At 62.0% G+C, this 25,127-nt stretch carries 13 protein-coding genes and 1 pseudogene; 8 read left to right on the forward strand and 6 right to left on the reverse strand.

Going from position 1 to position 25,127, the window contains the following annotated elements; all coding sequences use genetic code 11:
* The first annotated feature begins 64 nt into the window (after positions 1-64).
* The 3 genes from LZC95_09140 (at position 65) to LZC95_09150 (ending at position 4,300) form a co-directional block, all read left to right on the forward strand.
* Positions 65-1,435 (forward strand): MHS family MFS transporter, encoded by a 1,371-nt coding sequence (locus tag LZC95_09140; protein WXA96999.1) that lies wholly within the window; start codon positions 65-67, stop codon positions 1,433-1,435.
* Positions 1,428-2,756 (forward strand): hypothetical protein, encoded by a 1,329-nt coding sequence (locus tag LZC95_09145; protein ID WXA97000.1) that lies wholly within the window; start codon positions 1,428-1,430, stop codon positions 2,754-2,756. The genes LZC95_09140 and LZC95_09145 overlap by 8 nt, the downstream gene beginning before the upstream one ends.
* A 62-nt stretch (positions 2,757-2,818) precedes the next feature.
* Positions 2,819-4,300, forward strand: coding sequence for a hypothetical protein (locus LZC95_09150; protein WXA97001.1), 1,482 nt, complete (start codon positions 2,819-2,821; stop codon positions 4,298-4,300).
* 3 nt (positions 4,301-4,303) lie between these two features.
* Here LZC95_09150 and LZC95_09155 read toward each other — a convergent pair whose 3' ends face one another.
* From LZC95_09155 to LZC95_09170, 4 genes are read right to left on the reverse strand one after another with little or no spacing between them, the layout of a single operon-like run.
* Positions 4,304-5,467 carry an MFS transporter gene (locus LZC95_09155; GenBank protein WXA97002.1) on the reverse strand — a complete coding sequence of 388 codons (1,164 nt, stop codon included), beginning with the start codon at positions 5,465-5,467 and terminating at the stop codon, positions 4,304-4,306.
* An 8-nt stretch (positions 5,468-5,475) separates the two neighbouring features.
* A complete protein-coding gene (locus tag LZC95_09160) occupies positions 5,476-6,549 on the reverse strand; it encodes a ketoacyl-ACP synthase III family protein (protein ID WXA97003.1) in 1,074 nt (357 codons plus the stop codon).
* Positions 6,546-8,810, reverse strand: a complete 2,265-nt coding sequence (locus LZC95_09165; protein ID WXA97004.1) for an HAD hydrolase family protein — start codon at positions 8,808-8,810, stop codon at positions 6,546-6,548. The genes LZC95_09160 and LZC95_09165 overlap by 4 nt, the downstream gene beginning before the upstream one ends.
* Positions 8,807-9,880 carry an isocyanide synthase family protein gene (locus tag LZC95_09170; GenBank protein ID WXA97005.1) on the reverse strand — a complete coding sequence of 358 codons (1,074 nt, stop codon included), beginning with the start codon at positions 9,878-9,880 and terminating at the stop codon, positions 8,807-8,809. Before LZC95_09170 ends, LZC95_09165 begins: the two co-directional genes overlap by 4 nt.
* Before the next feature lie 496 nt (positions 9,881-10,376).
* Here LZC95_09170 and LZC95_09175 point away from each other — a divergent pair, with 496 nt between their 5' ends.
* The 4 genes from LZC95_09175 (at position 10,377) to LZC95_09190 (ending at position 13,933) form a co-directional block, all read left to right on the forward strand.
* A complete protein-coding gene (locus LZC95_09175; GenBank protein ID WXA97006.1) occupies positions 10,377-11,612 on the forward strand; it encodes a 2-hydroxychromene-2-carboxylate isomerase in 1,236 nt (411 codons plus the stop codon).
* Between the two features lie 80 nt (positions 11,613-11,692).
* On the forward strand, positions 11,693-12,541 hold the full coding sequence (locus LZC95_09180) for an alpha/beta hydrolase (GenBank protein WXA97007.1): 849 nt from the start codon (positions 11,693-11,695) through the stop codon (positions 12,539-12,541).
* Positions 12,542-12,703: 162 nt separating this feature from the next.
* Positions 12,704-13,372, forward strand: coding sequence for an aspartate/glutamate racemase family protein (locus LZC95_09185; protein WXA97008.1), 669 nt, complete (start codon positions 12,704-12,706; stop codon positions 13,370-13,372).
* Between the two features lie 27 nt (positions 13,373-13,399).
* Entirely contained in the window at positions 13,400-13,933 is a 534-nt protein-coding gene (locus LZC95_09190) for a GNAT family N-acetyltransferase (GenBank protein WXA97009.1), read from the forward strand.
* Between the two features lie 2,646 nt (positions 13,934-16,579).
* Here the strand turns inward: LZC95_09190 and LZC95_09195 are convergent.
* Both LZC95_09195 and LZC95_09200 read right to left on the reverse strand, forming a co-directional pair.
* Positions 16,580-17,414 (reverse strand): annotated as a pseudogene (locus LZC95_09195) (IS5 family transposase).
* Between the two features lie 739 nt (positions 17,415-18,153).
* Entirely contained in the window at positions 18,154-19,356 is a 1,203-nt protein-coding gene (locus LZC95_09200) for a serine/threonine protein kinase (protein WXA97010.1), read from the reverse strand.
* A gap of 237 nt (positions 19,357-19,593) precedes the next feature.
* Between LZC95_09200 and LZC95_09205 the strand changes: the two genes are divergently transcribed.
* Positions 19,594-23,577 carry a hypothetical protein gene (locus LZC95_09205; protein ID WXA97011.1) on the forward strand — a complete coding sequence of 1,328 codons (3,984 nt, stop codon included), beginning with the start codon at positions 19,594-19,596 and terminating at the stop codon, positions 23,575-23,577.
* The last annotated feature ends 1,550 nt before the right edge of the window (positions 23,578-25,127 follow it).

Raw genomic sequence — 25,127 nt, forward strand, 5'->3', positions numbered from 1 at the left:
CTAGAAATAAAGCTGTTTTCAATCGAATACGGAACAGGCACGGCCGTTGCGCTTCGGCCGCGCCATGCTCCAGCACGAAACGGTTCCCGTTGTTCAGCCCGAACCCGTTGCGCGACCGGTCGATGATGTGAAGGTGGACCTACGCCAAGTCATTGGCGCTTCGTCCCTCGGTACGTTGTTCGAGTGGTACGACTTCTACCTTTACGGCAGCCTCGCAGCCTTCTTCAGCGGGCTCTTTTTCCCAACCGGGAACCCCACGGCGGCCCTTCTGGCCAGCCTGGCGACGTTCGGTGCCGGCTTCGCCGTGCGCCCTTTCGGAGCCATCGTCTTCGGGCGGCTCGGCGACTTGGTCGGGCGAAAGTACACCTTTTTGGTGACCATCCTCATCATGGGCCTTTCGACGGCCCTGATTGGCTTCTTGCCGACGTACCAGAGCGTCGGGCTCCTTTCGCCGATTCTGCTGGTGTCCCTGCGGCTCGCGCAAGGCTTGGCCTTGGGCGGTGAATACGGTGGCGCGGCGACGTACGTCGCAGAGCATGCGCCCGAGGGACGCCGCGGTTATTACACGAGCTTCATTCAGACCACGGCGACCGTGGGCTTCTTCGTGTCGCTGGCGGTCATCCTCGCCACGCGCCTTTTGCTGGGCGATGCCACCTTCAAGTCGTGGGGCTGGCGCGTTCCGTTTTTGCTCTCCTTCGTGCTGCTGGGCATCTCCGTGTACATCCGGCTGCGCTTGCACGAGTCTCCGCTCTTTCTGAAGTTGAAGTCGAGCGGCAAGGTTTCCAAGAATCCGCTGAAGGAGAGCTTCGCCAACAAAGAGAATCTGCGGTACGTGCTCATCGCCCTCTTCGGGGCCACCGCGGGCCAGGGCGTCGTTTGGTACACCGGGCAGTTCTATGCGCTGTTCTTTTTGCAGAATACGCTGAAGATTCACTTTACGACGTCGTACATCCTCGTGGCCATCTCGCTGGTCGTCGGGACGCCGTTGTTCGTCGTGTTCGGCCGCCTCTCCGACAAGATCGGGCGCAAGCCGATCATGCTTGCCGGCTGCTTGTTGGGCGCGATTACGTACGTGCCCATCTACATGGGCATGAAGTACTTCGCCACCGATCCGGCGAATCCCAATTACGTTGGGTTGGCCATTCTGCTCATCATCCAAGTCGTTTACGTGACGATGGTCTACGGTCCCATCGCCGCGTTCTTGGTGGAGCTCTTTCCCACGCGCATTCGGTATACGTCGATGTCGCTTCCGTACCACGTGGGCAATGGTATTTTCGGCGGATTCGTGCCGCTGATTGCCACCTGGCTCACGACCGCCACGGGGAACATTTACGCGGGGCTCGCCTATCCGTGCGGTATTGCGCTGCTCACGGCCATCGTGGGCGGTATTTACATCAACAAGTCGGGCCGACTCGAGGGGGCTGTCGATGCATGAGCGCGCCATCCTGGTTTCCGTTGCTGCCCTGCTGACCCTTTCGGCGCCTGCCTTCGCGCAAGCGCCGGCACCGCCGTCGCCTCCTCCCGCGGAGCCCGCGCCGACACCCGCACCCGTACCGGGTGAGGCGTATCCGCCTCCGCCGGCGGTGGTCCCGCCGGCCGCTCCAAAGGAGGAGCCCCCGAAAGAGGAAAAGCAGCTCCTGCGCTTCTACGCGTGGATCAAGCCCACCATCGGTGTGGCCTCGGCGGCGGTCGAGTCGTTTTCGCAACCCAATGCGTCGGCGATCAGTGCGGCGGGGAACCCGGCGCTGGCATCGGTGCCCGACGATGCGCGGGCCACCTTTCAAGTGGCGCAATCCCGCTTTGGCGTCTGGATCAATGAAAAAGAGCCCGTACGCGGGCAGCTCGAATTCGACTTGGTCGATTTCACCAAGGCCTCGCCCACGGTGGCATCGGTTCCGCGCATTCGCATTGCAAAAGGCGAGTGGGCGCCGTCGAAGGAGGTGCTCCTGATTGCCGGTCAGGATTGGGACCTTCACGCGCCCATGGCGCCGCACGGCTACAACTTGGTGGGCGCCGCATACCTCGCCGGCAACACGGGGTTCATGCGCCAACAGGTGAAGCTTCTATACACGTTGCCCAACCTGGAGCTCGGCGCGGCCGTCGGCCTGCAGGGAAACAACAATACGAACCGCGACGCGGGCATCGAGCTTTCACGCATGCCCACCTTTGCGGTGCGCGCCGCGTACCTGGCCGGCGACGTGGGGCGCGTCGGTGTGAGCGGTATCGTCAGCCAATTTCGATTTGGCCCGGGCACGGACAATGACCATTACGTCACCGCGGGTGGCGGCGCACTCTATTTCGATTTGACGCCGGTCAAAGCTTTGAACGTGCGCGCGGAAGGTTACGTCGGTCGCAATTTGGCCAACCTCAGTCTCCTGGCGCTCGGCCAACGCGTCGGGGAGGACGACATCGACGAAATCGGCGGCTTCCTCTCGGCCAAGTTCAAAATCACCGACAGCCACGCCATCTACGCGCACGGCGGCACGGCGCAGACGTTGAAGCCCTCGAAGGTGTCTCCGTCGTACGCCTATCCCGCCGCAGGCGGGGCCGCCGCGTTGAGCGGCACCGGGCCGGGGCTCAAGTACAACATCACCACGCGGGTGGGCTACGAGATCCGGATATCCAAGTTCGCGGCGTTCTTCCTCGAGGGCTCGTACTACCGGTCCAAGTTTGCATTGGTTGCGGCCGATGACGGAAAGTTCGACTCTCTGCGGCAGGCGTTCGTGGGCGAGCTGGGAATGATGTTTACGTTGTAAACCGTGGAGTGGGGTGCGATCGCGCGGATCGCACCTGGCGGTACACTGCCGGTTGGTTCGTGGTGAAAGGCCTCCTACGTTTCGAATTGCGCGCGCACGCGCTGCATTCGCCCGGCACGGAGACCTTTCTCGCGGTATATGGCCTTGGTGAATCGGAGCCCGAAAGCCTGAATGGCAATCGGCCGGAATCGTTCACGAAGGCAGGTTTCACACTCGTGCAAGAATTACGACGATTGCTCACGGAACGGCACCTCGTTCGCGCCGGCAGCTCGCGCACGACGATCGTGCGTTGTACGCCCCACGACAGGTTTTTGCGGCGGCTCGCCGTTCCCGTCGCATTCTTCTATTCCAAGCCGCTCGATGCCCCGGCCCTGATCGAGGGGCTTGCGCGCGCGCTCGGGCAAGTGCCCATCTTCGCGGGCCGTCTTCGCACGACGGCCGGCGGTCTCGCCATCGTATGCGACGATGCGGGAGTGGCCTTTTCCACGGCCGACGTCAATCTCACATGTTCCGGCGCCATGGCGGCAGCGATGCAAACGGACGCGCCCTGGTTGTTCGAGCCGCTCGATGCCGAGGAAGCTTGCGCCGGGCGTCAACCGCTTTTGACCATTCGACTCTGTCGCTTCACCGATGGTGGGGCGGCGCTCGGCTGTTCATGGCATCACGCGGTTGGCGACATGCACACGTTCATGATCCTCATGCGCGCGTGGTCGGCCGCGGTGGCCGGTATGCCCATGCCCGAACCGCTCATCGTGGAAAATCGCACTTCGTACCTCCTCGAGCATCTTCCCGAGGAGGGCGCCGTTCGCCTTGCGTTTCGCATGTTGGAGGCACACGAGCTTTCGGCCCTCGAGCGTCGAGCCGCGGAGCCGGAAGGCGACGCGATGGTGCATATTCACTTTTCCAATACGGAGATTCAGCGCATGCGCGAGGCGTTCGGCGCGGCCACGGGGGAGCGGATCTCGGCCAATGACGCGATATGCGCACATCTGACGAGCGTGCTTCGTCATTGGGACGAGGAGCCATGCGAGCGGCGCGTGTCCATCACCGTCAACTTGCGTTCGCGGTTTGGGCTCGATCCAGCGCTCCTCGGAAATGTGCTCACCTGGATGCACCTGGCCTCGCCGGCCGGGGAGGAGCCGCCGCAATTGGCCGGGCGGATTCGGAATGCGCTCGCGCGCTTCGCAGAACGGCACATGGATTATCGAACTTCGTCACGCTTCCTCGGGGACCTTTCGGACGCTCGCCTCGCGCAATGCACGTTCCGGGCGCCCGGACATTTCGAGAGCACACTCCTCATCACCAACTGGAGCCACTTCGGTATGTACGATGTGGCGTTCGGCGAGCAGAAACCGGTTTTCTTCGCGGCCGCGGCAACTGGAAAGCCCCGGCCTTGGAATGTCGTTTTGGTGGAAGGTTTCGGCAATACCGGATTGCTCTGCGGCGGGAGCTTTCCTGCGGCGTGGGCTCGTCGTCTGACGTCGCGTCAAGGGCAAGCCCTGTTGCATGCCTTTCGCGATCCGCGGGAGCCGTCGACCGCGTGACGCTCAGCGCGTATCCCAGGATGCGAGGCCCAATGCGACGACGTCACAACATGCGCCAATGAGCCCCACGGCCTCCACCCGCTCACGCGCGACGGCGAAGGAACCGAACACCGCGCCCAGGGAGATGCCGACGTACATGGCCGACGAGTTCAGGGACAACACCACCGGAACGGCGTGCGGTACCCGCTGAATCAAGCGCACTTGTTGCGCCGGGGGGAAGGACCAGCTCACGATGCCCCACGCACCCACGAGGACCATCAGAAGTGCGGTCGACGCCGGAGCCGGAACCCACGCCGCCACCGCCGATATGGCGGTGAGCAGCACCACCAGTGCGCCCAAGAGCGATCGAACGACATGGCGCGGAGCGAAGCGATCGGCGGCGTAACCACCGAGCAGGTTTCCCGCCGCGCCGCCGGCGCCGAACAGCATCAGCACGCACGCGATCTGGTTATTGCTCAGTCCACTCACCCGTTGGAGTAGCGGCGAGAGATAGGTGTAAATACTGAATTGGCCCGCCAAGAATGCCATGGTGGTCATCAGGGCCATCACCACGTCCGGCCGCCGTGCCACGGCCACGCGCTCGGACAGGCTCGCCGTGGGCTGCGCGGGATGCGGCGTGCGCGGGATGCACAGGCCCGCACATGCGAGGGCGGCCAATATGGCCACCCCGACGAAGGTGGCGCGCCAGCCGAATCGGTCACCCAGCACCGTTCCGAGCGGCACGCCCACCACGGTGGCCACGGTCACACCCATGTACACGAGCGCGATCGCGCGGCCGCGTTTTGCCGGCGGGGCGGACGATGCCGCGTAGGCACCGGCGGTGGCCATGAAGAGACCTGCTCCCATGGCGAGGAGCACGCGCGCGGCCATCAACCAGGCGAACGTCGGCGCCGCGGCTGCGACCACGTTGGCGGCAGCAAAGGCGCCCATCGCGATGCGCAATACCACCTCGCGGCGGCGTGCAGCCGTGATCACGGCAAGCACGGGCGTGGTGACGGCGTACGCCAAGGAAAAGGCGGTCACGAGCTGGCCGGCGCGCGCCACCGAAACGCGCAAATCGGCGCCGACCACCGGAAGAATGCCGGCGATGACCAAGCCTTCGCTCCCAATCGCAAATGCGCCGAAGGTAAGCCAAAAGATCGAACGAAAGATGCCTGTTTCGGCCATGGCGGCGGTCAGACCGCCCACCGCGGTCGCTCGACGATTTCGAGCACCGCACAGGTCAGCGAGGAGCCAATTCCATTGGACATCATGAGCACGTGGTCCCCTGGTCCGAGCTGCCCGCTCGTCACGAGGTATTCCAGCGCCGTGAGCTGGTCGTTCACCCCCAGATGACCGAGGCTGCGTCCGAAGTCCACCACACCGCGCGCGGGGTCGATGCCAAGTGGACCGAGAAGTTGCTCGGCGTAGCGCTCGGTGGCCGCGAAGACGTGCGCGACACGCGTCACTTGGTCCGGGCGCACGTTGGCCTCCGCGAGCACGTGGTGCGCCAGTTCCGTGCGTGCCCGTTTGAGGCACGCCAGGGCCGCCGACACGCGACCCGGATGGCGACGTTCGTGCTCATTGAAGCGCGCGCCCAAACGAGTGGGCCGCTCGCGGCTGTAGCTGGGCGGAAAGAGCGGTTCATCGCTGCGAAAGAGCTCCTCCATCTCGGTGACCGAGCGGGAGGAAATACTGAGTACGCGCGCAAAGCCGCCTTGGTTGGACAGTACCGCCGCGCCCCCTGAATCGCCGAGGATGGAGCCGGCTTTCTTCCCGTGAATGTTTTCCGCATAGCGCCAGCGAAACTCCGGATCATGGCCAAACGCCGGATCGCAGCCGAAGTTGTCCGCCCCCGTGACGAGCGCCGCGCGGCGGCCGGGCGCCGAGAGATAGGCCGACGCCAAGTCGAACGCGTTGAGCAGCCCGTTGCATCCTTGGCGCAGTTCGATGGCGGGGATATCGCGCCCTACGACACGCCGCTCGACGTAATGTTGTGGACACCACATGTGGGGCCCCTGCGGAAGCACGCTCGCGTAAAACAGAATATCGATATCCGCCGCGGAGCAGCCGGAGCGTTGCATGGCGGATTGCGATGCGTGCAGCGCCATTTCGACCGGCGGCATATCGCCCGCTACGGCGGCGCTCGACCATCCATCGTGGGTTACCGCGTCGGCATCGCACCAGCCGCGTTCGGCCGCCTCCGACGTCGCCACCCGCGGCGGAATGTACGAGGCCAGCCCTGCGAGGAAGAGCGATATCGGTGTCATGTTCGGGCCTGGAACGAGTGATACGGAACGACGGGAATCACGGTGCCGCCTTTGACTTGATTGATGAGCGGGCCGTTGCTCGCGCAGACGAAACTGCCCGCGTAGCGCCCGCCGAATACGAAGGGATTCCAATTGAAGAACCATCGCTCGAGCGCGGCCGGTCGTTCCGGGGCCGTGCCTTCATCGCACGATGGGATTTCCAAGTAGGGAATGGGGCAGATTTTCTGGGCCACCCATACTTCATTTTTGGCCCGGGCGAGCGCCTGACTCCATTGCTCGTCGCTCGTCACCTTGGGTAAGAGCACGTGCTCGGCCGCGGCGCTTTCGGCCCGTTTCAGCACCCAGGACCCGCGCTGCCGCCACTCGCCGTTCTGCTCCGGATCGACGAATGTCGTCCTCGGCAGCAGGCCCGCGTTCGGTGACTCTTCGCAAAGGATCGCCAAAGCGGCTTTCGAGCTCGCGATGTACGAGCAAAGGGGATTGACCACGCAAACGATCCCGTCGCGATATGCCCGGAGAAAGGGCTCGATGTCCGCGCGTCGCGCGAAGAGCTCGCGGAAGGGGGCGCGCCGATACACGAGCTGGATGGGCAGGCCGTCCACTTCGAGGTGCGAACCGGAGCGACGCATCCGGCGCAAGTCGCACACCACCGTGGGGTAGCCGGCTGCACGAAAGCGGCACGCGATCGCCTGATTCTCGGCGTGGGCCACGCACTCGTCCCATCCTGCGATGGCAATGGTGGGAGGGTTCGCGGTGCCGCCGAATTGCCGGTAGCAATCGAGCAATGTCGCCAGAAGGCGCTCCGTGCGGTTCTCGGGAATCGCCCGATCACGAAACGCAGCGAGCTCCGGGGCGTCGAGCATGCACTCGGTGAGCATATCCGAGTACGTCACGAGCCCAGGGCAGTCGCAATTGAGCTCGATGAACACCGGATCCCCCGCACCGGTCAGAGCATCGGGGCGGGCCACCGGCACGATGCGGTCGTAACCATGCGGCGTTCGCACCAGCTCCTCGGCCAAAGGATCGAGCTTCAATCGCGCGTAGAGATCGCGGTCCGCCAACGCCGCGCGCGCCAGCCGCTCCACCGCGGCGACCACGGCTTCCGCACGCCCCGCCCAGTCTTTCAAGGTGTGAGCGGGCATGAAATACGGCAAAACGAAGGTGGGAAGGAGCTTATGACCCCAGAGGACACCGCGCTCCTGCAAAGTCTCCGTGAGCCGAGCCTGCATTCGGCGGACCTGACCTGCAGTGGGTTGCAGTCCACACGCCAGCGGTCCTTGGGCGGACGACGGGCCCACGTCCATGCGTTGCAGGTGAAAGAGGATACCCTCCAAGATGCTCGGACTCGGGCGATCGACGAGACGATACAAATAATCGTCCCAACGTGCGCCGTGACGGCCCTCGAAATGGCCCTTCAGGGCATCGCGCAGCCCGCAAAGCGTGGGATCGTCTCCCGCGAGAATGGCGCGCTCTGCCTCTTTCAACATGGTTTCGTCGTTGTAATTGTCGCCGGCCACGATTAGCCGATCACCCTGCACGCCGAGCTCGCGCAGAAGAACGGCGAGCGCGCCTTCCTTCGTCGCCATCGGAGGCTTGATTCGGAATATGAGCCGGGTGCGCGACTCGTCCACGCTGAAAAGAACGGTGTCCGCGCTTCCGCGTTCCCTCAAGCCCCCGAGCAGGGCCTCGCGGATCCGGTCCCTGGCGTCTTCGACGGTAACACCGGCCTCGAGTCGCGCAACAGGGACGTAGCGGCTGATCTGCCCTTCGGCGGGGCGCAGGCTCGGATCCCCGACTCGTTCCGGAAATGCCTGTGCGTAGTCGAGAAAGGGGATCCCGAGTTCCTCGCCCACCGACGCAAACACGTCGCGGGCTGCGACGGCGTCGAAGCCACGGTGGAGAGCTTCCCACGACGCCATCGGCTTGCCGGCATCGGGTCCCTTTCCGGCGCACACGTATCGGCCATCGCCGGTAACGAACAGATCCGCCGGGGCGATGCGGTCACGGATCCGTTCGACCATCGCGTAGGCACGCCCGGTGGTGACGATGATGCCCAGGATGCCCTGCTCGTTGAGCCGGCGCACGACCTCGTTCAGTCGAGTCTGCGCGGCGATGGCCACATCGTCGCCGGCGCGGTGGGCGGGATGGTCCGAGTGGACCAAATAGGTACCATCGAGATCGGTGGCCAGCCAAACCGGGTAACGCGGAATGTCCCGTAGCTCGGGGAACCCTTCGGGGATCGCAGGCGCGGGCGACATCATCGATTGACCTCCATCGAGCGAGGCGCGGGGATCTTCAGTGGCTCGTAGATCTCCGCAATTTTTCGCGATAAGGGCCAATCGCGGGTGATGGCCTGGGGCGGCACCTCCCGCAACGCATTCACGTAAAACCTCGCAATGTGGTCCTCGTTGAAGGCCGGATACATGTAGCCCACCGGACGCCGCGATACCGGATCGACGATTTCACGGCATTGGTGTTCCTCGGCCACGCGTCGCTGAATCACGCGGATGCTGGTGCCCTGCGCGCTCTCGTCGCGACCCATGGGAATGGTGACTACGGCGCCGTGCCAAGGGGTGTGGCGATTGCTTCCCGGCATCATGGCGATGCTGAACTTCTTACTCCCGCAATGCTTGCGATTGCTCGAGAGTCGTAAGGCTTCACCGTCGACATCCTGGAGAAACGCGTCCCACGCCATGGCGAGCTGCATGCCACGCTTGGCCATGTCTCCGACCACACGCTTTTTGGCGTTGCTTCCCAACGAGCTGTACGGAACAGGCCGCTTGCTGGGATCGTTGGGGTCGACCACCACGGTGCGAGGACGCCCCTCCATGTCTTCGAAGCGAAATCGCTTCATGCTCGTATAGCGATACTCCAAGTCCGGATCCGATTTGATGGCTCCGTCGATTCGATCCATCGCCACCCCGTAGGTGTCCATCAGCCAGCGGCGCATGGCGTCGAAGTCTTCGCCAAACTCGTCCTTCTTCAGATCTTCCAGGGTGACGACCTCGATGCGTTTCTCGGCGCGGATGTTCCGGATGATGCGCCGGACCCCCGCCACGTAGCGAGTGACGTTTTCGTCGGGCACACCGACGATGGCCGAATAAGGACGCCCATCGCTGAAGATGATCAGCTTTGCGCCGGGGCCATGAATGGCACCGATCTCTTTCAAAATGCTATCGAGATAAAGAAGGGAATACACTTCTGCGTCGTCCGGCTCGACCCCCGTGCACTTCCTTTCCGACAAGGACTTGTACGGGTATCCGGGGAGCACCATCCGGACCGCTTCGCCTCGCGCGACGAATTTCTCGATGATCTCGGTGAGATCCCGCATGCACACGCCGCATGGGTCTTCAGAGCACATGGCTCGGAATTTGTTGCGATGAGCGTGCACGATGGCCGCGATTTCGCTCGCAATGGAGAGCGACGGGACCGCGCGTGTGTTTGATTGTGGGCCGATGTCCAACGAACTTGAATGAGATTTCGGAGCAGTCATACGCAATGAATTGACGGGCCCAAAACGAGGACCGCTTTTGGACGCGCATACATAGTAGAAAACGAAGCAGAGGAAAGTGCTCGACAATATTTTGGCGCGCACAACTGGGAAATGTTCGATCGCGCGATCCATGTCCTCCCATGCGTGATGTTCTTCGCGAAAGTCCCCAGGGGAGTTCAACTCGGTAGTCATCTCCTGGGGCCGCTAAGTCCGGTCGCGTGGGACGGGGGCCCGACGCTCTTACGGGCCACGGACCAGCTGCTTTTCGCAGGGACCGAGGGTCCTGCGCGGACGGGTGTACGGAGTTCTGCAATAGGGTTTACTCTTCCATGACGTGACCACCACCCTCGACTTCTGGTTCGACTACTCCTGTCCCTACGCGTACCTCGGCTCGACCCAGGTCGAGGCGCTCGCGCAGCGGATGGGCGCGCGGCTCACCTTGCAGCCGATGCTTCTCGGCGGGGTTTTCAAGGCGAATGGCACTCCGCAGAACATGATGAATCAGCTTTCGCCGGCCAAGGCGCGGCACAACGCGTTCGACATGCAGCGGTGGGCGGCTCGCTTTTCCGTGCCGCTGCACATGCCGCCGGGCCATCCGATGCGCACGGTGGAGGCGCTGCGCGCGACCTTGGCCACGGGCGTGGATCCCGCGGTGATGCACGGCTTCTTCCGCGCCTATTGGATTCAAGGTTGGCCGATATCGCATCCGGATACGTTGCAGCACGTACTCACGGCGGCCGGGCACGATGCGGCTGCGGTGCTCGCGCGCATCCAGGAGCAGGACATCAAGGACGACCTTCGCGCCCGCACGGACCGCGCGATTGCGCTCGGCATATTCGGGGCGCCTTCGTACGTGGTCGACGGTGAGCGCATGTACTGGGGACAGGACCGCATGCACTTCGTCGAAGGGGCGAAGTGGATGCCCGGCGTAGGAACGGCCTCGCAATCTCGGTCTGGGGCCGCCGATGAAAGGACGAAAACGATGGCTCATACGCTCGATCTGTATTGGGATTTCTCATCGCCGTTCGCATACCTGGGTTCGACGCAAGCCGAGGCGCTCGCGGAGCGCACGGGGGCGGCTTTGCGATGGCAGCCCATGCTCCTCGGGGGATTGTTCCGATCGATTGGGCAGGCCGATGCGCCCCTCAGCACCTGGGGTGAGGCCAAACAGCGATATACATTCGCCGATATGTCGCGTTGGGCCGAATACTGGGGTGTACCATTCAAGTTTCCCACGCGCTTTCCCATGTCCACCGTGAAAGCGATGCGCGTCTATTTGGCATTGCCCGAGGAGCGCCGCCGCGCGTACCGCGAAAAGACGTTTCGCGCGTATTGGGCCGAGGACCGTGATATCGCGAGCGATGACGTTCTTCGCGAGCTCATTGGCGAGGGTGCGGACGACGTGCTCGCGCGGACGCAGGCGCCGGAGATCAAACAGGAGCTCATTGCCGCTACCCAACGAGCGGTCGATGCGGGCGTCTTCGGCGCGCCGACATGGGTCGTCGACGGGAAGGAGCTCTATTGGGGGCAGGACCGCATTGCGTTGGTCGAGCATGCTCTGCGGCGCTGACTGTGGCGACGTCGCGGCGGCCTCTGCCTCGTAACGTGTTTTCACGTTTGTAAAGCGCGACGACCGAAACGAGATGGCCCGTGGCGCGTAGTGGCGGCATGGACAACGTCTCGTCGTCGCGTCGCGGGTTCATTGGGGCAAGTTTGGGGTTCGGGCTCGCAGCAACGATGACCACGGCGTCATTCGTTGCCGCGGCATCGAACCCGTCGCCGCGCACCTACGTGCTGGCGCATGGCTCTTTTTTGGGCGGCTGGGTGTGGACGCATGTGACCGAGCGTTTGCGAAAGCAAGGCCACCGGGTTTTTACGCCCAGCTTCACCGGGATGGGCGACCGCGTTCATTTGCTGCAAGCGAACATCACAATCGAGACGTTCGTACAGGATCTCATTCAGACGATTGCGTCGGAGGAATTGACGCAGGTGGTGTTGGTCGGCCATAGCTTCGCCGGCGTTCCAGTTTCGATCGTCGCCGATCGGATCCCGGAGCGGATCGGGCACGTGGTCATGCTGGATTCGGTGGTGGTGGAGTCCGGGAAAACGGGATTCTCCGCGTATCCGCCCGATGCGGTGGCAAGTCGGATGGCGGCGGCGCAAAAGGAAACCCATGGACTGGCGGTTCCCGCACCTTCGAACTTGGCGCCCGGTGTGTGGGGGCTCAGCGAGGGTACGCACGATTATGAGTGGGTCAAGCGGCGGCTGACCGCGCATCCGTTGGGCAGCTACACCACGCCAGTGAATCTGCGCAATCCATTGGGCAATGGCCTGCCGCGCACATACATCCGTTGCACCAGTCCGACCAATCCGGTGATCGATCGCTCCGCGGCCCTGGTCAAATCGATGTCCGGGTGGAAGTGGGCGGAGATCGCCAGTGCCCACCACCCGATGCTCACGCATCCGGACCAGTTGACGACGCTTTTGACCGCGGTGTGATGTCCATCGGCCTGACGCTGGAAAATGTTGCGCGCGATCGCGGCGGATGTCGAGAATACTCCCTAAGGTAGAATTCGCGAATGGCCTCTTGCTCAATAGGCTGATTTCGCTAGAACGGCAACGACGGAGTCAATCTTGATTACGATGGGCATTCTTGGAGGCATGGGACCAAGTTCGACGGCCCCTTTTCTGGATATGGTTTATGCCGAGTGCCGGTCGCAATATGGCGCCAAACGTGACGCGGATTATCCGCATATCCTGTTGTATTCACTGCCCACGCCTTACGCCGACGATGTCGATCCCGGTGCGATGCGCGCCGCCATCGCAGGCGGCATCCGTCGCCTCGCGCTGGCGTGCGTGGACTTCGTGACCGTTCCCTGCAGCACGGCGCATCGTTATCTGGAGGAGATTCGCCCGCAGGTCGGCGTTCCCGTGATGGACATGGTGACGGCCACCGTCGTGAAGGCTTGCGAAGGTGCTACACGCGTCGGGGTGATGGCGACGTCCGAGACACTCGCGTGGGGTGGCTATCGTTCGGCGCTGCTGAAGAATGGTGTCGAGCCGGTGGTGCTCGACGTGGTCCAGCCCCTGGTGGAACATATGCTCGCGCGTCTGACGGAGGGAGCCCGCCCGGTGGACCTGGCAGATACCTGGAAAACCGTCGTCCGGCTCTATCGGGAGCGCGGCATCGACCGAATCATCGTGGGATGCACGGATCTCAGCGCGATGATCGGCCTCGGCGCCGAGGCAGAGTTCGTGGACGCCGCCGCCATTTTGGCGCGCCTATCCGTGGCGGAATACGTACGACGAAGGGAAATCACGCGCGCCTGACACGCGCGGGGTGCCATACTCGCGGGCATGTCCGAATCGAACGCCGCCCCCGGTCTTCGCCTCGCGCGCCCCGACGATGAGCCGTTTCTCTTGACGATGCTCTTCTACGCAGCCCACGCCGACACCGAGCCCGGCGCACACCCCGAGCACCTTTTGACGCAGCCTGCATTGAGCCGCTACGTGGTCGGCTTCGGCCGGCCAGGGGACCTCGGCGTGGTTGCCGAAGGAACAAATGGCCCAACGGGCGCAGCCTGGCTTCGCTTGCTCACGGGCGAGGAACGCGGCTACGGCTGGATCGACGATGCCATCCCCGAGCTGGCCATCGCCACGGCCCCAGCCCTCATCGGCCGCGGCCTCGGCACGCGCATGCTGCGTGAGCTCATCGAACACGCACGCGGGCATTACCCCGCAATGTCCCTCAGCGTGCGCCAGGACAACCCCGCCCGGCGATTGTACTTGCGACTAGGTTTTTCCCCCGTCAAAGAGGTAACGAATCGCGTGGGCGGCATTTCCGATACGATGATTCTGCGGTTCGATGGGAGGGGCACGGCTGCTGGCTGAGGGCGGTGAGCGGGGGGACGAGGAGCGTTGCGTCGTATTTCGCGCTTGTCGTGGGGATCGGGGCGTCCGTTTGGAGAGAAGAATTGGAATTGCGTGTGATCGAGCGACGCCGAGGAATCGAGTTGCGATGGGTGGCTTTTCCAGGAGGGTACTCCGGGGCGTCGAACACGAGCGGAATGCCATTGTCGACGCGGATGGCTTCGGGCAGCGCGAAATTATCAAAAAGCTGTTGCTGGAAAAGGGAGCGGGTAGACTCCAGGTGCCCGCGGGTAGTGCGACGGAAATGAGTAAATAGCGGATGTAGGCATCGGTGAGGGTCACCGGGAGCCGTGTTTCTGAAAATCGCCGTTGAAAGGTACTCCAGACTTTGTTGGGCGCGGTTGGGTGAGCCAGTGGGAGCGGAGCTCTCGTGGCACCCGGCTTTCCCGCTCGTACGATTCATCTTTCCATTGCGCTACGGCACGAGGGTTCAAGCTCGCAATGGCCCAGTAACCGGTTGATCCACATGTACCCTGTCTTCCGGCTTATCGAGTACCTGCGACAGAGATCCATGTGGCCATATACGAGACGATGATTTGCCTACTCTGCTTCACGGAAGACGTCTCCTCCCGGGCAAGGCTATACGCCCTCGCCCGAGCTTGGGGGGCACCACCGTTATCGGAACAAGTTTGCAAATGCGCTACCGCTCACGCGGACGGAACCGCTAATCCATCTCTAGTATGGCCCTCAGGAGTCAGAAATAGCTTGATTTGCACAGTATAGAGTATAGCCTTATTCAAGATGAGGGGCGCAATGAAGCAACTGCAACTCGAGTTGCCGCCCATCCGCTCGTGGGGTGGACGGCGACAAGGAGCGGGTAGGAAGCGCAATCCGAGGTCGGGTGTGCCGCATCGCGCGCGTCCGGTTCACAAGGCAAGGCACCCTGTTCACGCAACATTGCGCGCGAGAAACGATGTTTGCGGCCTGCGTACGCCCCACGTCTTCGCTTTGCTAATGCGAAGTATAAAAAGTGCATCCCACACGGGATTTCGGGTCGTGCAATTTTCGGTTCAGCACGATCATATCCATCTCATCATCGAGGCCCATGACAAGGGGAGCCTGTCTCGCGGTATGCGTGGACTCGCGATTCGTCTGGCGCGCGCCATCAATCGTGGTCTCGTGCGTCGTGGCCCCGTGTGGAAAGAGCGATATCAAGCTCACGCACTGATGTGGCCGCGAGAAGTTCGCAACGCACTTCTCTATGTCCTGATGAATCACAGAAAGCACCGAGCATCGGCAGCTTGGCTCGACCCGCGGTCATCCGCCGCATGGTTCGACGGATGGCGCAGGGACCTCCTTTTCGAGCACGCGCTGCCTGATCTCGCCGAACTTGCCGGACTCTCACCACCGGTCCAACCTCCGCAAACGTGGCTCGCTCGAGAAGGTTGGCGTCGCCATCGTTTACTGGGCGTCGACGAAGCCCCCGCCACCGCACGATAAGAGCCGCGAACGAGCACCCTTGGTCTGGCGTCAGACCGATCTTGTCGAGTTGCCTACTGAGACACGCATGCCGTCTCGCCCATCGGTGCCCGCGACGATGGGGACCTTCGCGTCATAGAGCGCTTTCACCATCTGAAGCAGCTTGCCGTATGCCTATTTGTAGAGTGCATCCTGTTCCTTGGTCACGGCGAGGCCGCCAGTGAGGAACTCGCGCCGGACCTGCACCGGCAAGCACGCCATCATGTGCTCGGGCCTCTCGGCCACACGTCTGGTTGACGGGCTTCGATGAAGGCGAGCCCCGGTGCCTTCTCCGCGACCAAGATGAAACGGAGCGGGGTACGCGTGTCGGTATCCTGTCGACGAAGAAGTTGAGAAACATCAGAGCGATTCGGTGTGGGCGAGCGTCTCGAGCTCACTACGGCTCGAGAGCCAGTCGGCCGTCGTATCCATCTTGTTTCGTGAAGCCACTGGTGGCCGTGCCCCCACCGATACCTATTGATTGAATCGAGTGGGGAAGGCGAAGCGAAACCGGGGCGTGTGCGCGTTCCCCTCCGCGTGAGCGGCCGTTGACTGCGCTCGACCGAGCTCGCAATAAGGAATTGAATCGCTGAAGTCGCGCCCGAAGGAGATCTCTCATGGATCCAGATGAAAATCATGGATCAAGTGGACAACTGGACCGATGAACCAGAAGGTGGAGATGAAGGTGACCTTCCCGTTTCTGGATCGTCGGTCGCTCATCTAAAAAAGAAGTGATCGCAGCCTCTCTGAGTTTCACCGATGGTACCGTGACAGTCGGCTTCGAATCGACCCAGAGTGGCAGCGACAATATGTGTGGGGCGTCTCAACTTATCGAATCACTTCTCGCCGACATCCCCGTGCCGGTCGTTTCTCTGGCGAAGACCGAGGACGCAACGTAAGTCGTCATCGAAGGCGCACAACAGTTATCCGCGGTTTTCCATTTTGTCGTAGATGAATTTGCATTCGAGGAACTCGAAATTCTTAAGGGTCACAACAAGATGCGATATGCCGAATTCCCGGCGGAGTTGTGCTTGATGATATGGAGACCAGGAAATGTTTATTTCACGGCGCACTTCACGATTTGGTCAAGCGTCTTGGTCCAAAAAATTATATCCTCATGAGCCTTTTACCATAGAGCCACCTCCAAAGCTAGAACGCATCCGGCAACCTGTTGAATGGGAAACTGTCACCGAGGCGTGGCTTGCCGCGGAATGTAGGTTGCCGGAGTAAAATCGCCATGCAGGCGAGCTTTCCGAAAGCGAAGAAATTACCCGCCTTTCGCTCGTAGCGAGTAACGTTGCGACGGAAGCGCATCATCCAGGTAAAGAGGCGCTCAACGTGCCACCGGCGGCGGTATCGACGCAGCGGGCGAAGGTCTTGTGTCTTCGTTTTCCTTCTCGAGTTGTGAGGCGCGATCATTTCAACGCCGCGTTCAGCCATCTGTGCGTCGAGCCCGTCGCTATCGTATGCGCGATCGCCGATCAGTTTCTTCGGTAGTGGCTTTACGAACCGGGCGTTGAGCGTTCTTCGACAAGTTTCGTTTCATGCCGCTGAGCACTCGCCGTCCAGACGGCGATAGGAAGACCATGGCGGTCTGCCACTGCCATGATCTTGGTCGCTTTGCCGCGTCGAGTGATCCCAGCGTCAGGGCCCCCCTTTTTGCGCCGGCATGGCTACCGTCGATGAAGGCCTCGCTCGAATCCGCCTTGCCTCGACTGCGCAGGTCCTCGGCTAGACAGTGAGTATCGCGTCGAAGACGCCCTCACGCTCCCATTTCTGAAAGCGGTCGTGACACGTCTGATACGGTGGGTAGCGACGCGGCAGGTCGGCCCATGGTGCACCCGTTCGCAAGATCCAAAGGATCTCATTTAATACGGTCCCTAGGATCTCTCCACGGCCGTCCGCCTCGTTCCGTCGTCCCCTGCCGCTCCGGCTCGGGAATGCTACTTCGCACGGCCTCCCACTGCTCGTCCGTCAGGTCCATCGACGAAGGTACAAACACGTTCTTCGCCGATGGAAAGACTGTTCAATAATATGGAGCGATATCGATCACTTGACCCCTCCCGAGGTTGCCGGATGCGTTCTAAACCTAACCCAAGGAAGTTCCTCGATACGTACCGGATGCCTAACGACAATAGTCTTTAGAAGTGCGAGGGTCAATTCGGAAAGGTCGTAAGATGTTCGTGGTTATATTTGGCGTAAATGGTTTTCGATTGAGAAAGTCGATAGCCCTGGGCAACGATGAATGGACGCCTCGGACCAACGCGGCAGCGTTTTCGGCAATTGTCGTTCTTTTCGCTCAGTAAACATCTGCAGAGCTCACGCGAGCTGCGGGCCGTATCCTCGAAGAATATCTCGATCTCATCGGGACGGATTCGTCGACAGGTGATCCGGCCCGGATCGATGATTTCTGCAAATCGTGGGATGCCCGAGTGGCGGAGAGGTCAAGCATCCTTAACGACGCTGCTCTGGATCATGAGAAGCACGACCGGCGCGGAGGCGGGACCATACCATCCAACGCACGTCTCACGCACCGCATGTGCAATGTACAGCGCGATGGCAACCGACCAGCGTGACTCACCGTCGTGGCCGATCACCGGCCTCTCTCTCAACAGCGACCCCTCTGCCCCTGGACTCTCCAAAAGCTTCGCGCTCGATTGGCGCTCGCCCCTAGTACCCCCGCGCGGTTTTGCACGAATCCCCCGGACACTACGGAACGACGCTCATGAGGCGTCGGGGAGGCCCGAGTCGGCCAGTTGCGTCGCGGCTTTGGGCGCGATGGGGGCGGTGGTCGAGCGGAAGGCGTACAGCAGGACCAGCATGGCCAGAAAAACCAGTGTCACGGGGACGGCGATGATGACGGCGAGGCGCTCGTAGAATGGCTTTTGCGCGGCACGGGGAACCTGGGAGGGCGGTACCACCGTGAAGGGGGTCGTGCTGCGCGGTGGCGGTGTCCAGACGCGGGTCTCGATTTCCATCGAGGCGCGGTCGTGCTCGAGGAGAGCCTCGGAGGCGCGAGGCACCGGTGTGACCTCCAAGGTGTCGTCCAACTCCAGGGCGAATGGTGCGAGCAATTGCAAAAGCTCGGAGGCGCTGCCGAGGCGCTTCGAGAGATCTCGCTCGAGACAGCGGGATACGATGGCTTGCAGCGCTTCGGGCACCTCCGGGCGGATTGTCCCGAGGGGCGGAATTTCGCGGTGCATGATTGCGTGCACCACCCCCGCGAGCGATTTGCAATCGAAGGGATGCGCGCCGCCCAGCATCTCGTGAAAGATGATCCCGAGGGACCAGATGTCTGCGCGGCCGTCGACCTTCCGGGAGTCGGCCAATTGCTCTGGCGACATATACGAAGGAGACCCGAGCATCGTTCGCGTCATCGTCAGCTCGCCCGCTGCACCGTCTCCCGTCTTGGTCTCCCAGCCACCCGCCTTCGAAATACCGAAGTCGAGCACCTTCACCACCCGTTTGCCATTGCTTCGGCGATGCAAATACAGATTGGCGGGCTTCAAATCGCGATGGACGATGCCGTGCCGGTGCGCCTCGGCCACGCCCTCCAGCGCCTGGCGCAAAATGTCGACTGCCTCGGCAATTCCGAGTTGCCCACGATATGCGAGCTCTTCGCGCAAATCGCGCCCCTCGAGCAACTCGAGAATCATGTACGGCACGCCCTCCGGCGTCCGCCCTGCGGCGAACACGCGGGCAACGTGCTCGCCCTCCACGCGCGCCGCCGCGCGTCCTTCGCGGATGAAGCGCGCCGCGGCCGATTGCGAGCGTGCAATCTCCGGCAGGAGCACCTTGATGGCCACACCTCGGTCCAGATCGATATCGACGGCGGCGTAGACCGCGCCCATACCGCCCATGCCCACGAGCCGCTCGATTCGATATTTCCCGAGGAAGAGGTCCCCTATCGTCAGAATGCCATCCACGTTCACCTTGTCCGTACGTACCCAAGACGCTTTCCAGTGACCCAAGTTGCGGAGGCGCCCGATTTTTCCTTTTACCGGGCGGAAAAAAACGTCACCGCTGTGACGCCCCCGGCCCGTCGATTGTCCCTCCGGGACAAACAATCTGGCTGTCGCGCGACTCACGATCGCGACGGCGCCCGCTCATAGTCGGAGCGCACCGCGAGATGCACGTGCGACGTGCGCGCGGAAGGAGACGCAATGGCCGATGCATACACGGGCTCGAAACGGAGTCTGGCGGCAACCCTGACGCTCAGCGGTCTCGTCATTCTCGTGCCGGCATGCGCATCGAGCCTCGACACCACGCGCGTCCACGGGCCGAGGGCGAGCGTTGGCGAGGAGATGTATGGCGTGATTTGCGACCGATTTGGCGCGCAAGCCTTACGCGAGGACCTTTCCGGTGGCTCGTTTCGAGCGCTCTGCCATCGACCCGCGGGCGGCCAGTTCGACGATAAAGTCGACGTCACGAAGCTCCCCGCCATGGCATCGGCGGTCAATGCGCGTGGAGAACCGGTGAGCCTGGACGAACAACGCCGTCATCGCGACAAGATGGTCGGCCGCGTCGAAGCGCTCGCCCGCCGTCGTGCTGAAGTAATTCGCGCCTTCGACGCCATCTTTCCCGAAACGCCGCTCCCGACGAAGGACATTGGCAATCGCGATCCCACGAAGTCGTGCAATCCACCGGAGAAAGCTGCGCAGGAGTCCTTTGCCGCGCAAGTCGGCGACATGCTCGGTCGCATTGGTGCGCTCTACAACGATGGCACCATTCCCCAATCCACCGGGTCGTTGGCCACGGTCATCGACAGCTTTCGCCAATCCGAGGAAGCGCAGGCCTCGTGGTCGCACATTTCCTCGCGTCTCGGATATCGTCCCATCGAAACCGGCCTTGGCGCCGTACGTCCGATTCTCGCGTATCCGGAGCTGCGCAATCTTTCCAATGCCACGCTTCGACTTCTGTCTGCCGATTCGAATCCATATCAGCTGGATCCCCAGCGTGACGACGAAGGCCGGCGGATTCCCGTTCCCGGCCCGGCGAATGCCTCGTTCGACAAATTGCTCGAGGCGGCGCACGCGGAGCTTCTTGCCACCAAGGCCGATCCTCGGGCGCCGGTCCTCACCTCGACACGAGACCCGCTGACGGGGCGCATCGTTCTCTCCCGCCCGCGTGACAACCTCGAAGTCCTGCAGGAGGCGTTGTTCGGAACCGATCCGGCCATTGCCGCGTCGACACCGAAATACATCGTGCGTCGCAATGGTCGTGGCTATGCATCGATTTCGCCTGCGGCGATGGACGGATTCGTCGACGCCGATCGCGATGGGATCCCGGATGTCGACGAGCGCGGCCGCTTCGTGACCGCCGATGGGAAATCGCCGCCCGCGCCCTTTGCGACGTACACGGGCGGTAGCAAGGATTCGGCCGCGCGCGATGCGGCGGGTCGTGCACTCATTGGCCATGAGCCGTTTTACGATTACTTGGATACGAATAGTACCTTCGCCGCCCGCCTGATGCAGGATCTGAAGCCGCTGGTGAATCCCGACGCGGCCGCGAACCACGAAACGCTGATGGATCTTCTCGGTGGCCTTCACGTCACCGTCGGTCCGCGCGAAGCAAAGAGCAAAAACTACCCCACCGGCCCCGTTCAATACGAAGGAATCGGTCGGGAATCCCCCATCTTGGACCTCGTATACGCGTTGGGGACCATCCTCGGGGATCGCCACACCGACACCACGCTTGGCTTGGCAAAAGAGCTGTTTACGACCAAGCAACCCGATATCGCGCGCGCGGTCGGCGAATTGCTTCGTGTGCTGGATACCGCGAAGAAGCACGACGAAGCGAAAATTCCGCGCGAGACCACCTTTTGGGACGACATTCTCGAGCTACTGGCCCAGGTTGCCCAAGAGCCGGGGTTTCTAGAGGATCTTCTTTACGCATTCGGAGATGATGCGGTCGCGTCGAACCTCGGTGCAATGTACTCCAAATTTGGAACCTTTCGCGACGAGCTCTCGTACGATAAACGCGATATCAACGGCACGACCTGGAACCTGACCACGAACAGCAAGGACGTTCCGCGATCCCCCGTCGATCGCAGCCAACCCGAAACCGGCAAGAACCGAAGCGATTTGATGCGCTTTCTGCGGATCATGAGCGACACGTCGGGCGTTACCGTGTGCAACAAGGAGGGCGCGCGGCTTTATGCCAAGGTGCGCATTGCTGGACAGGAAATCGATGTCACCCTGCCGCTCTCGGTGCCGCCGGGAAGTGCGTCGTACCGAGAGTGTGAGCTCATCAAGGTCGACAACCTTGGCGTCTTTTATCTCCAATCCGTGGTGAACGGGCAGGCCGTCGCGGATCGTCTTCCCGATCCGACGACGGGGCGCCCCGATGCGGTCAAGCCTGGTGTTCTTTACGTCCGCGACCGCATGCTGCGGGAAGGGCTGATTCAAATCCCCATTTACGGTCCTCTCGGTGCTGCGCGCGTGGATATGTTCGAGCTCTCCACGGGCATCAAAGGCTTCTGGACCGAACCGGAATCGAGGGTGCTTGCGCCGAAACCGAAATTCCTGAATCGTTTGGCGTTCTTCGATTTCGAAGGCGACGATGTGAATGCGCAAACGCGCAAACACATCGACGGCCTGATCGGGCCCGTCACCGGCACGAAGGCGTGCCAGGAGCGGGTCATCGACGATCCCTTGCCGAACGAGATTGACGCATCACCGGACAAGAAGATCCGTGGCCTGCGCACGTGCTCCGAAGGTCAATGGTTGCAGCAACGCGATGCCAATACGATTTTCCTATGGGAGCACTTTGGCCTCTACGACACGATGAGCGTGATCCTGAGGCCTTTCGTAAAGCATCGGAAGGAGCAGCTGTTCCTCGACCTCGCGAGCAAGATTTACAAATACTACCCCGACGCATCGGCCACGGCGGAGGAATGCCTCATGGCGGTCGGGCAGAATTGCACCCGGCAAGGCCTCAATTCGTACGAGGCATTGGTCGTCGAGATTCTTGCGACGGATCTCGTGCCGGCGCTCTCACGGCTGGCCAAGGGCGTGCGCTCGGTGAAGATCCAGCATTGCGAAGCTTACGACGCGAAGGGCGTTTGCACGAGCTCGCGGGAGGTCTCCGGCATCGACGCCGCGGCCGAGACGATTCGCGCGATGCTCGATCCCGAGTATGCCAAGAAGGTATTGCAACTCGAGGACCGACACGGCAATCCGGGCACCAAGAAGAACGACGGCTCACCGGTCGCGCAGGTGACGCCGGCGTATCTATTGACCAATGCCATGGACGCGTTCGATCGCGCCTACGATGCGCACGAGAAAGCGCATCCCGAGGATGCCGCGCGCCGTACGAACTTCCGCCGCGCGCGCTCGCAGCTCGCCGACCAATTCTTGTCCGTCAAAGATGGCGCTTTCGAGAATCCCATCCTCGCCAAGTTGACGCCCAAGCTCATCGACGTCCTTCGCTCGCAACTCGGCGCTCGGTGCCCCAAGTCCTTTGCACCGCCATTCGAGAAATGCGCCTGGGCACGAGAGGATCTGGCCAAGAAGGTCGAGGAAACCTTGGGCGGGCCGCTCTTTTCCGCCGGCCTGGAGATCATGGATGTCATTCGCAAAGATCCCGACGCGCGGAAGCAGATCGAGCTTTTGCTGCAGTATCTCCTCGATGGGCAGTCGGACAACGATGCATTTGCCAGCACACTCGCATCCGCGGCCGATCTCCTGCAGCTCCTCGGCGACGAGGAGCACCTCGTGCCGCTGTACCACGTGCTGGCGTCCGCCGTGGAAAAGTCGGCCAAGGATGCGCGGGGACGCATCGTTCAAAAGAGCTTTCTCGATGCGCAGACGGCGCTTCTCTCCCGCGTGAGTGGCAAGTACGTCGACCGCGAGGGGCGGGAGATCTGCAGCAAAGAGATGGACCCGAACCAGGTCGTCTCCGGCGCATTGCGAAATGCGGTAACGCCGATTCGGGATGCGAACTTCGAAGGACAATCCCCCATCGAGGTGCTCATCGACGTCGTGGCCGACGTAAACCGCGTCGACCCCACGCAGCCTTACGAGGGGCTTCTCCAGAAAACGGACTACACGAACGTCAGCGCGGAGGTCGTCGACTTCCTCGTCAACAAGGAGAGGGGACTCGAGCAGTTTTACGAAGCGGTTCGTCGCGGAACGTCCAAGGACTGATTCGGGCGCCGAGAGCGATGGACCCAGTTCCCACCGTGGACACGCGCGAAATTCTCTCCCTGATACGGATCATGGCGCCACGCGTCACGAGAACTCATTTGGGCATAGGGCACTGCCGGCCGGATGGTCACAGCGCTGGATGCATGACGTCCACACACGAAGAACACGGCACTGCGCGCCAGTCTGGCGTGCCCCGTTATGCGGTTATCTCGCGGTTTCGGCCAGTGAGGTGACGACTCGTTGCTGGCGAACGGCCGTTAATCGCATCTCGAAGTTGCCATCACCTGTTGCTTCGGTGAGAGCCGTATTCCCACGTACTGAATCGTTTTACGAGCTATGGCATGCACTCCATCGGGCACGGATATGCGCAGCGATCGCAGCGAGTTTTCGTGCACCAAGACGTGCGACTCCGCGTCTATTTCTTGAAACGGAGATTCCATGGCGAACGCGACCAGACCCTGCTTGGATAAACCGGGAACATGGTGCGGAAACGGAATACGCGAATCAGCCTGTTCGGTTGGCAAGGGCACGATCATGGGCGGTATTCGGAGCTTCCAACTCATTGTCGAGTCGCCGATGGTCGCACATGGGGGAGGCACTCGCTCTGTTCATGGAACGACGCTTTATCATCGGATGTCATGTGCGCGATGCGCTACGTCAAATTGACCGTGTAGCCGGTCGGAAGTTCGAGTCGATACTTCACAAAATCGCAATTTAGTTCTTTGACACCGGTTACCCTTCCTTCATGCTTCTATCATGCGGCGGCTGAGGTGCTTGACGGTGTCGAACGATACATGGGATGAATCGCAAGCGTTCAGGATGATCGCTCCGGCGCTCACGCGATGCATGGGCGAATGTTGGGATAGGTCGCCGGCAATTCGCACGGCGCAACGTTCATCCGCAAACCGCCGATATGAGTCATTGCCCGAGTGGGTGCGAAACGCCAGCAGGATTCTTCGATTCAACGCTCAATGGTCGAATCAATGAGGGAGAGAGGTGCGCGGTGAGCGAGCACACGAAAGACGTCAGTGTCACTGGCATCACGCTCACCCTCGTCGCATCGGGCGATGTTTCCTGTCCGGTGAGTCCGAAGAAGCCGCGCCCGCCGGGCCGAAGGCTCGGAGTCGTTCAGCGGGAGCGAGAACGTCCCACGTCCAGTTGCCCCACATCGCTCTCGCGAAGGCACGGAAAGCTGGCCCGGCCTATCATCGCCGACGCTCTCGAACGTGCAGTGAAGCGTCCTTTCGTGAAACGCGTGCCGGGGACACAGCGCCCCATTTCGCAATACATTCAGAGCCCCGTCATCGCGATGACTCTGCTCCGCTCTCGCGGGCGAGTCAGAAACAAGTCGGCCGCGACGGGAAGGAGAGCAGCAGCAGGACGGGCCCGAACGAGGTCGTCTCGCGAGCAGTTCGAATTGCCGCGGCGCCGATTCGTGTGCTGCGAGCTTCGAAGGCAATCGCCCACCGGAGCACGTCGGTGGCCCAGTTCGTGCTCGACGAGGATAGGGGACTGGAGCCGTTTCGCGACGTGATTCGCTGAGGGACGTC

The sequence above is a fragment of the Sorangiineae bacterium MSr12523 genome (genome assembly GCA_037157775.1).
GTDB lineage: Bacteria > Myxococcota_A > Polyangia > Polyangiales > Polyangiaceae > Pendulispora > Pendulispora brunnea.

Excerpts from the sequence above, each read along its gene's own strand:
- LZC95_09140 (WXA96999.1), top strand. The coding sequence starts at position 65 with ATGCTCCAGCACGAAACGGTTCCCGTTGTTCAGCCCGAACCCGTTGCG.
- LZC95_09145 (WXA97000.1), top strand. The coding sequence starts at position 1,428 with ATGCATGAGCGCGCCATCCTGGTTTCCGTTGCTGCCCTGCTGACCCTT.
- LZC95_09155 (WXA97002.1), bottom strand. The coding sequence starts at position 5,467 with ATGGCCGAAACAGGCATCTTTCGTTCGATCTTTTGGCTTACCTTCGGC.
- LZC95_09160 (WXA97003.1), bottom strand. The coding sequence starts at position 6,549 with ATGACACCGATATCGCTCTTCCTCGCAGGGCTGGCCTCGTACATTCCG.
- LZC95_09165 (WXA97004.1), bottom strand. The coding sequence starts at position 8,810 with ATGATGTCGCCCGCGCCTGCGATCCCCGAAGGGTTCCCCGAGCTACGG.
- LZC95_09170 (WXA97005.1), bottom strand. The coding sequence starts at position 9,880 with ATGCGGGATCTCACCGAGATCATCGAGAAATTCGTCGCGCGAGGCGAA.
- LZC95_09185 (WXA97008.1), top strand. The coding sequence starts at position 12,704 with ATGGGACCAAGTTCGACGGCCCCTTTTCTGGATATGGTTTATGCCGAG.
- LZC95_09190 (WXA97009.1), top strand. The coding sequence starts at position 13,400 with ATGTCCGAATCGAACGCCGCCCCCGGTCTTCGCCTCGCGCGCCCCGAC.
- LZC95_09205 (WXA97011.1), top strand. The coding sequence starts at position 19,594 with ATGGCCGATGCATACACGGGCTCGAAACGGAGTCTGGCGGCAACCCTG.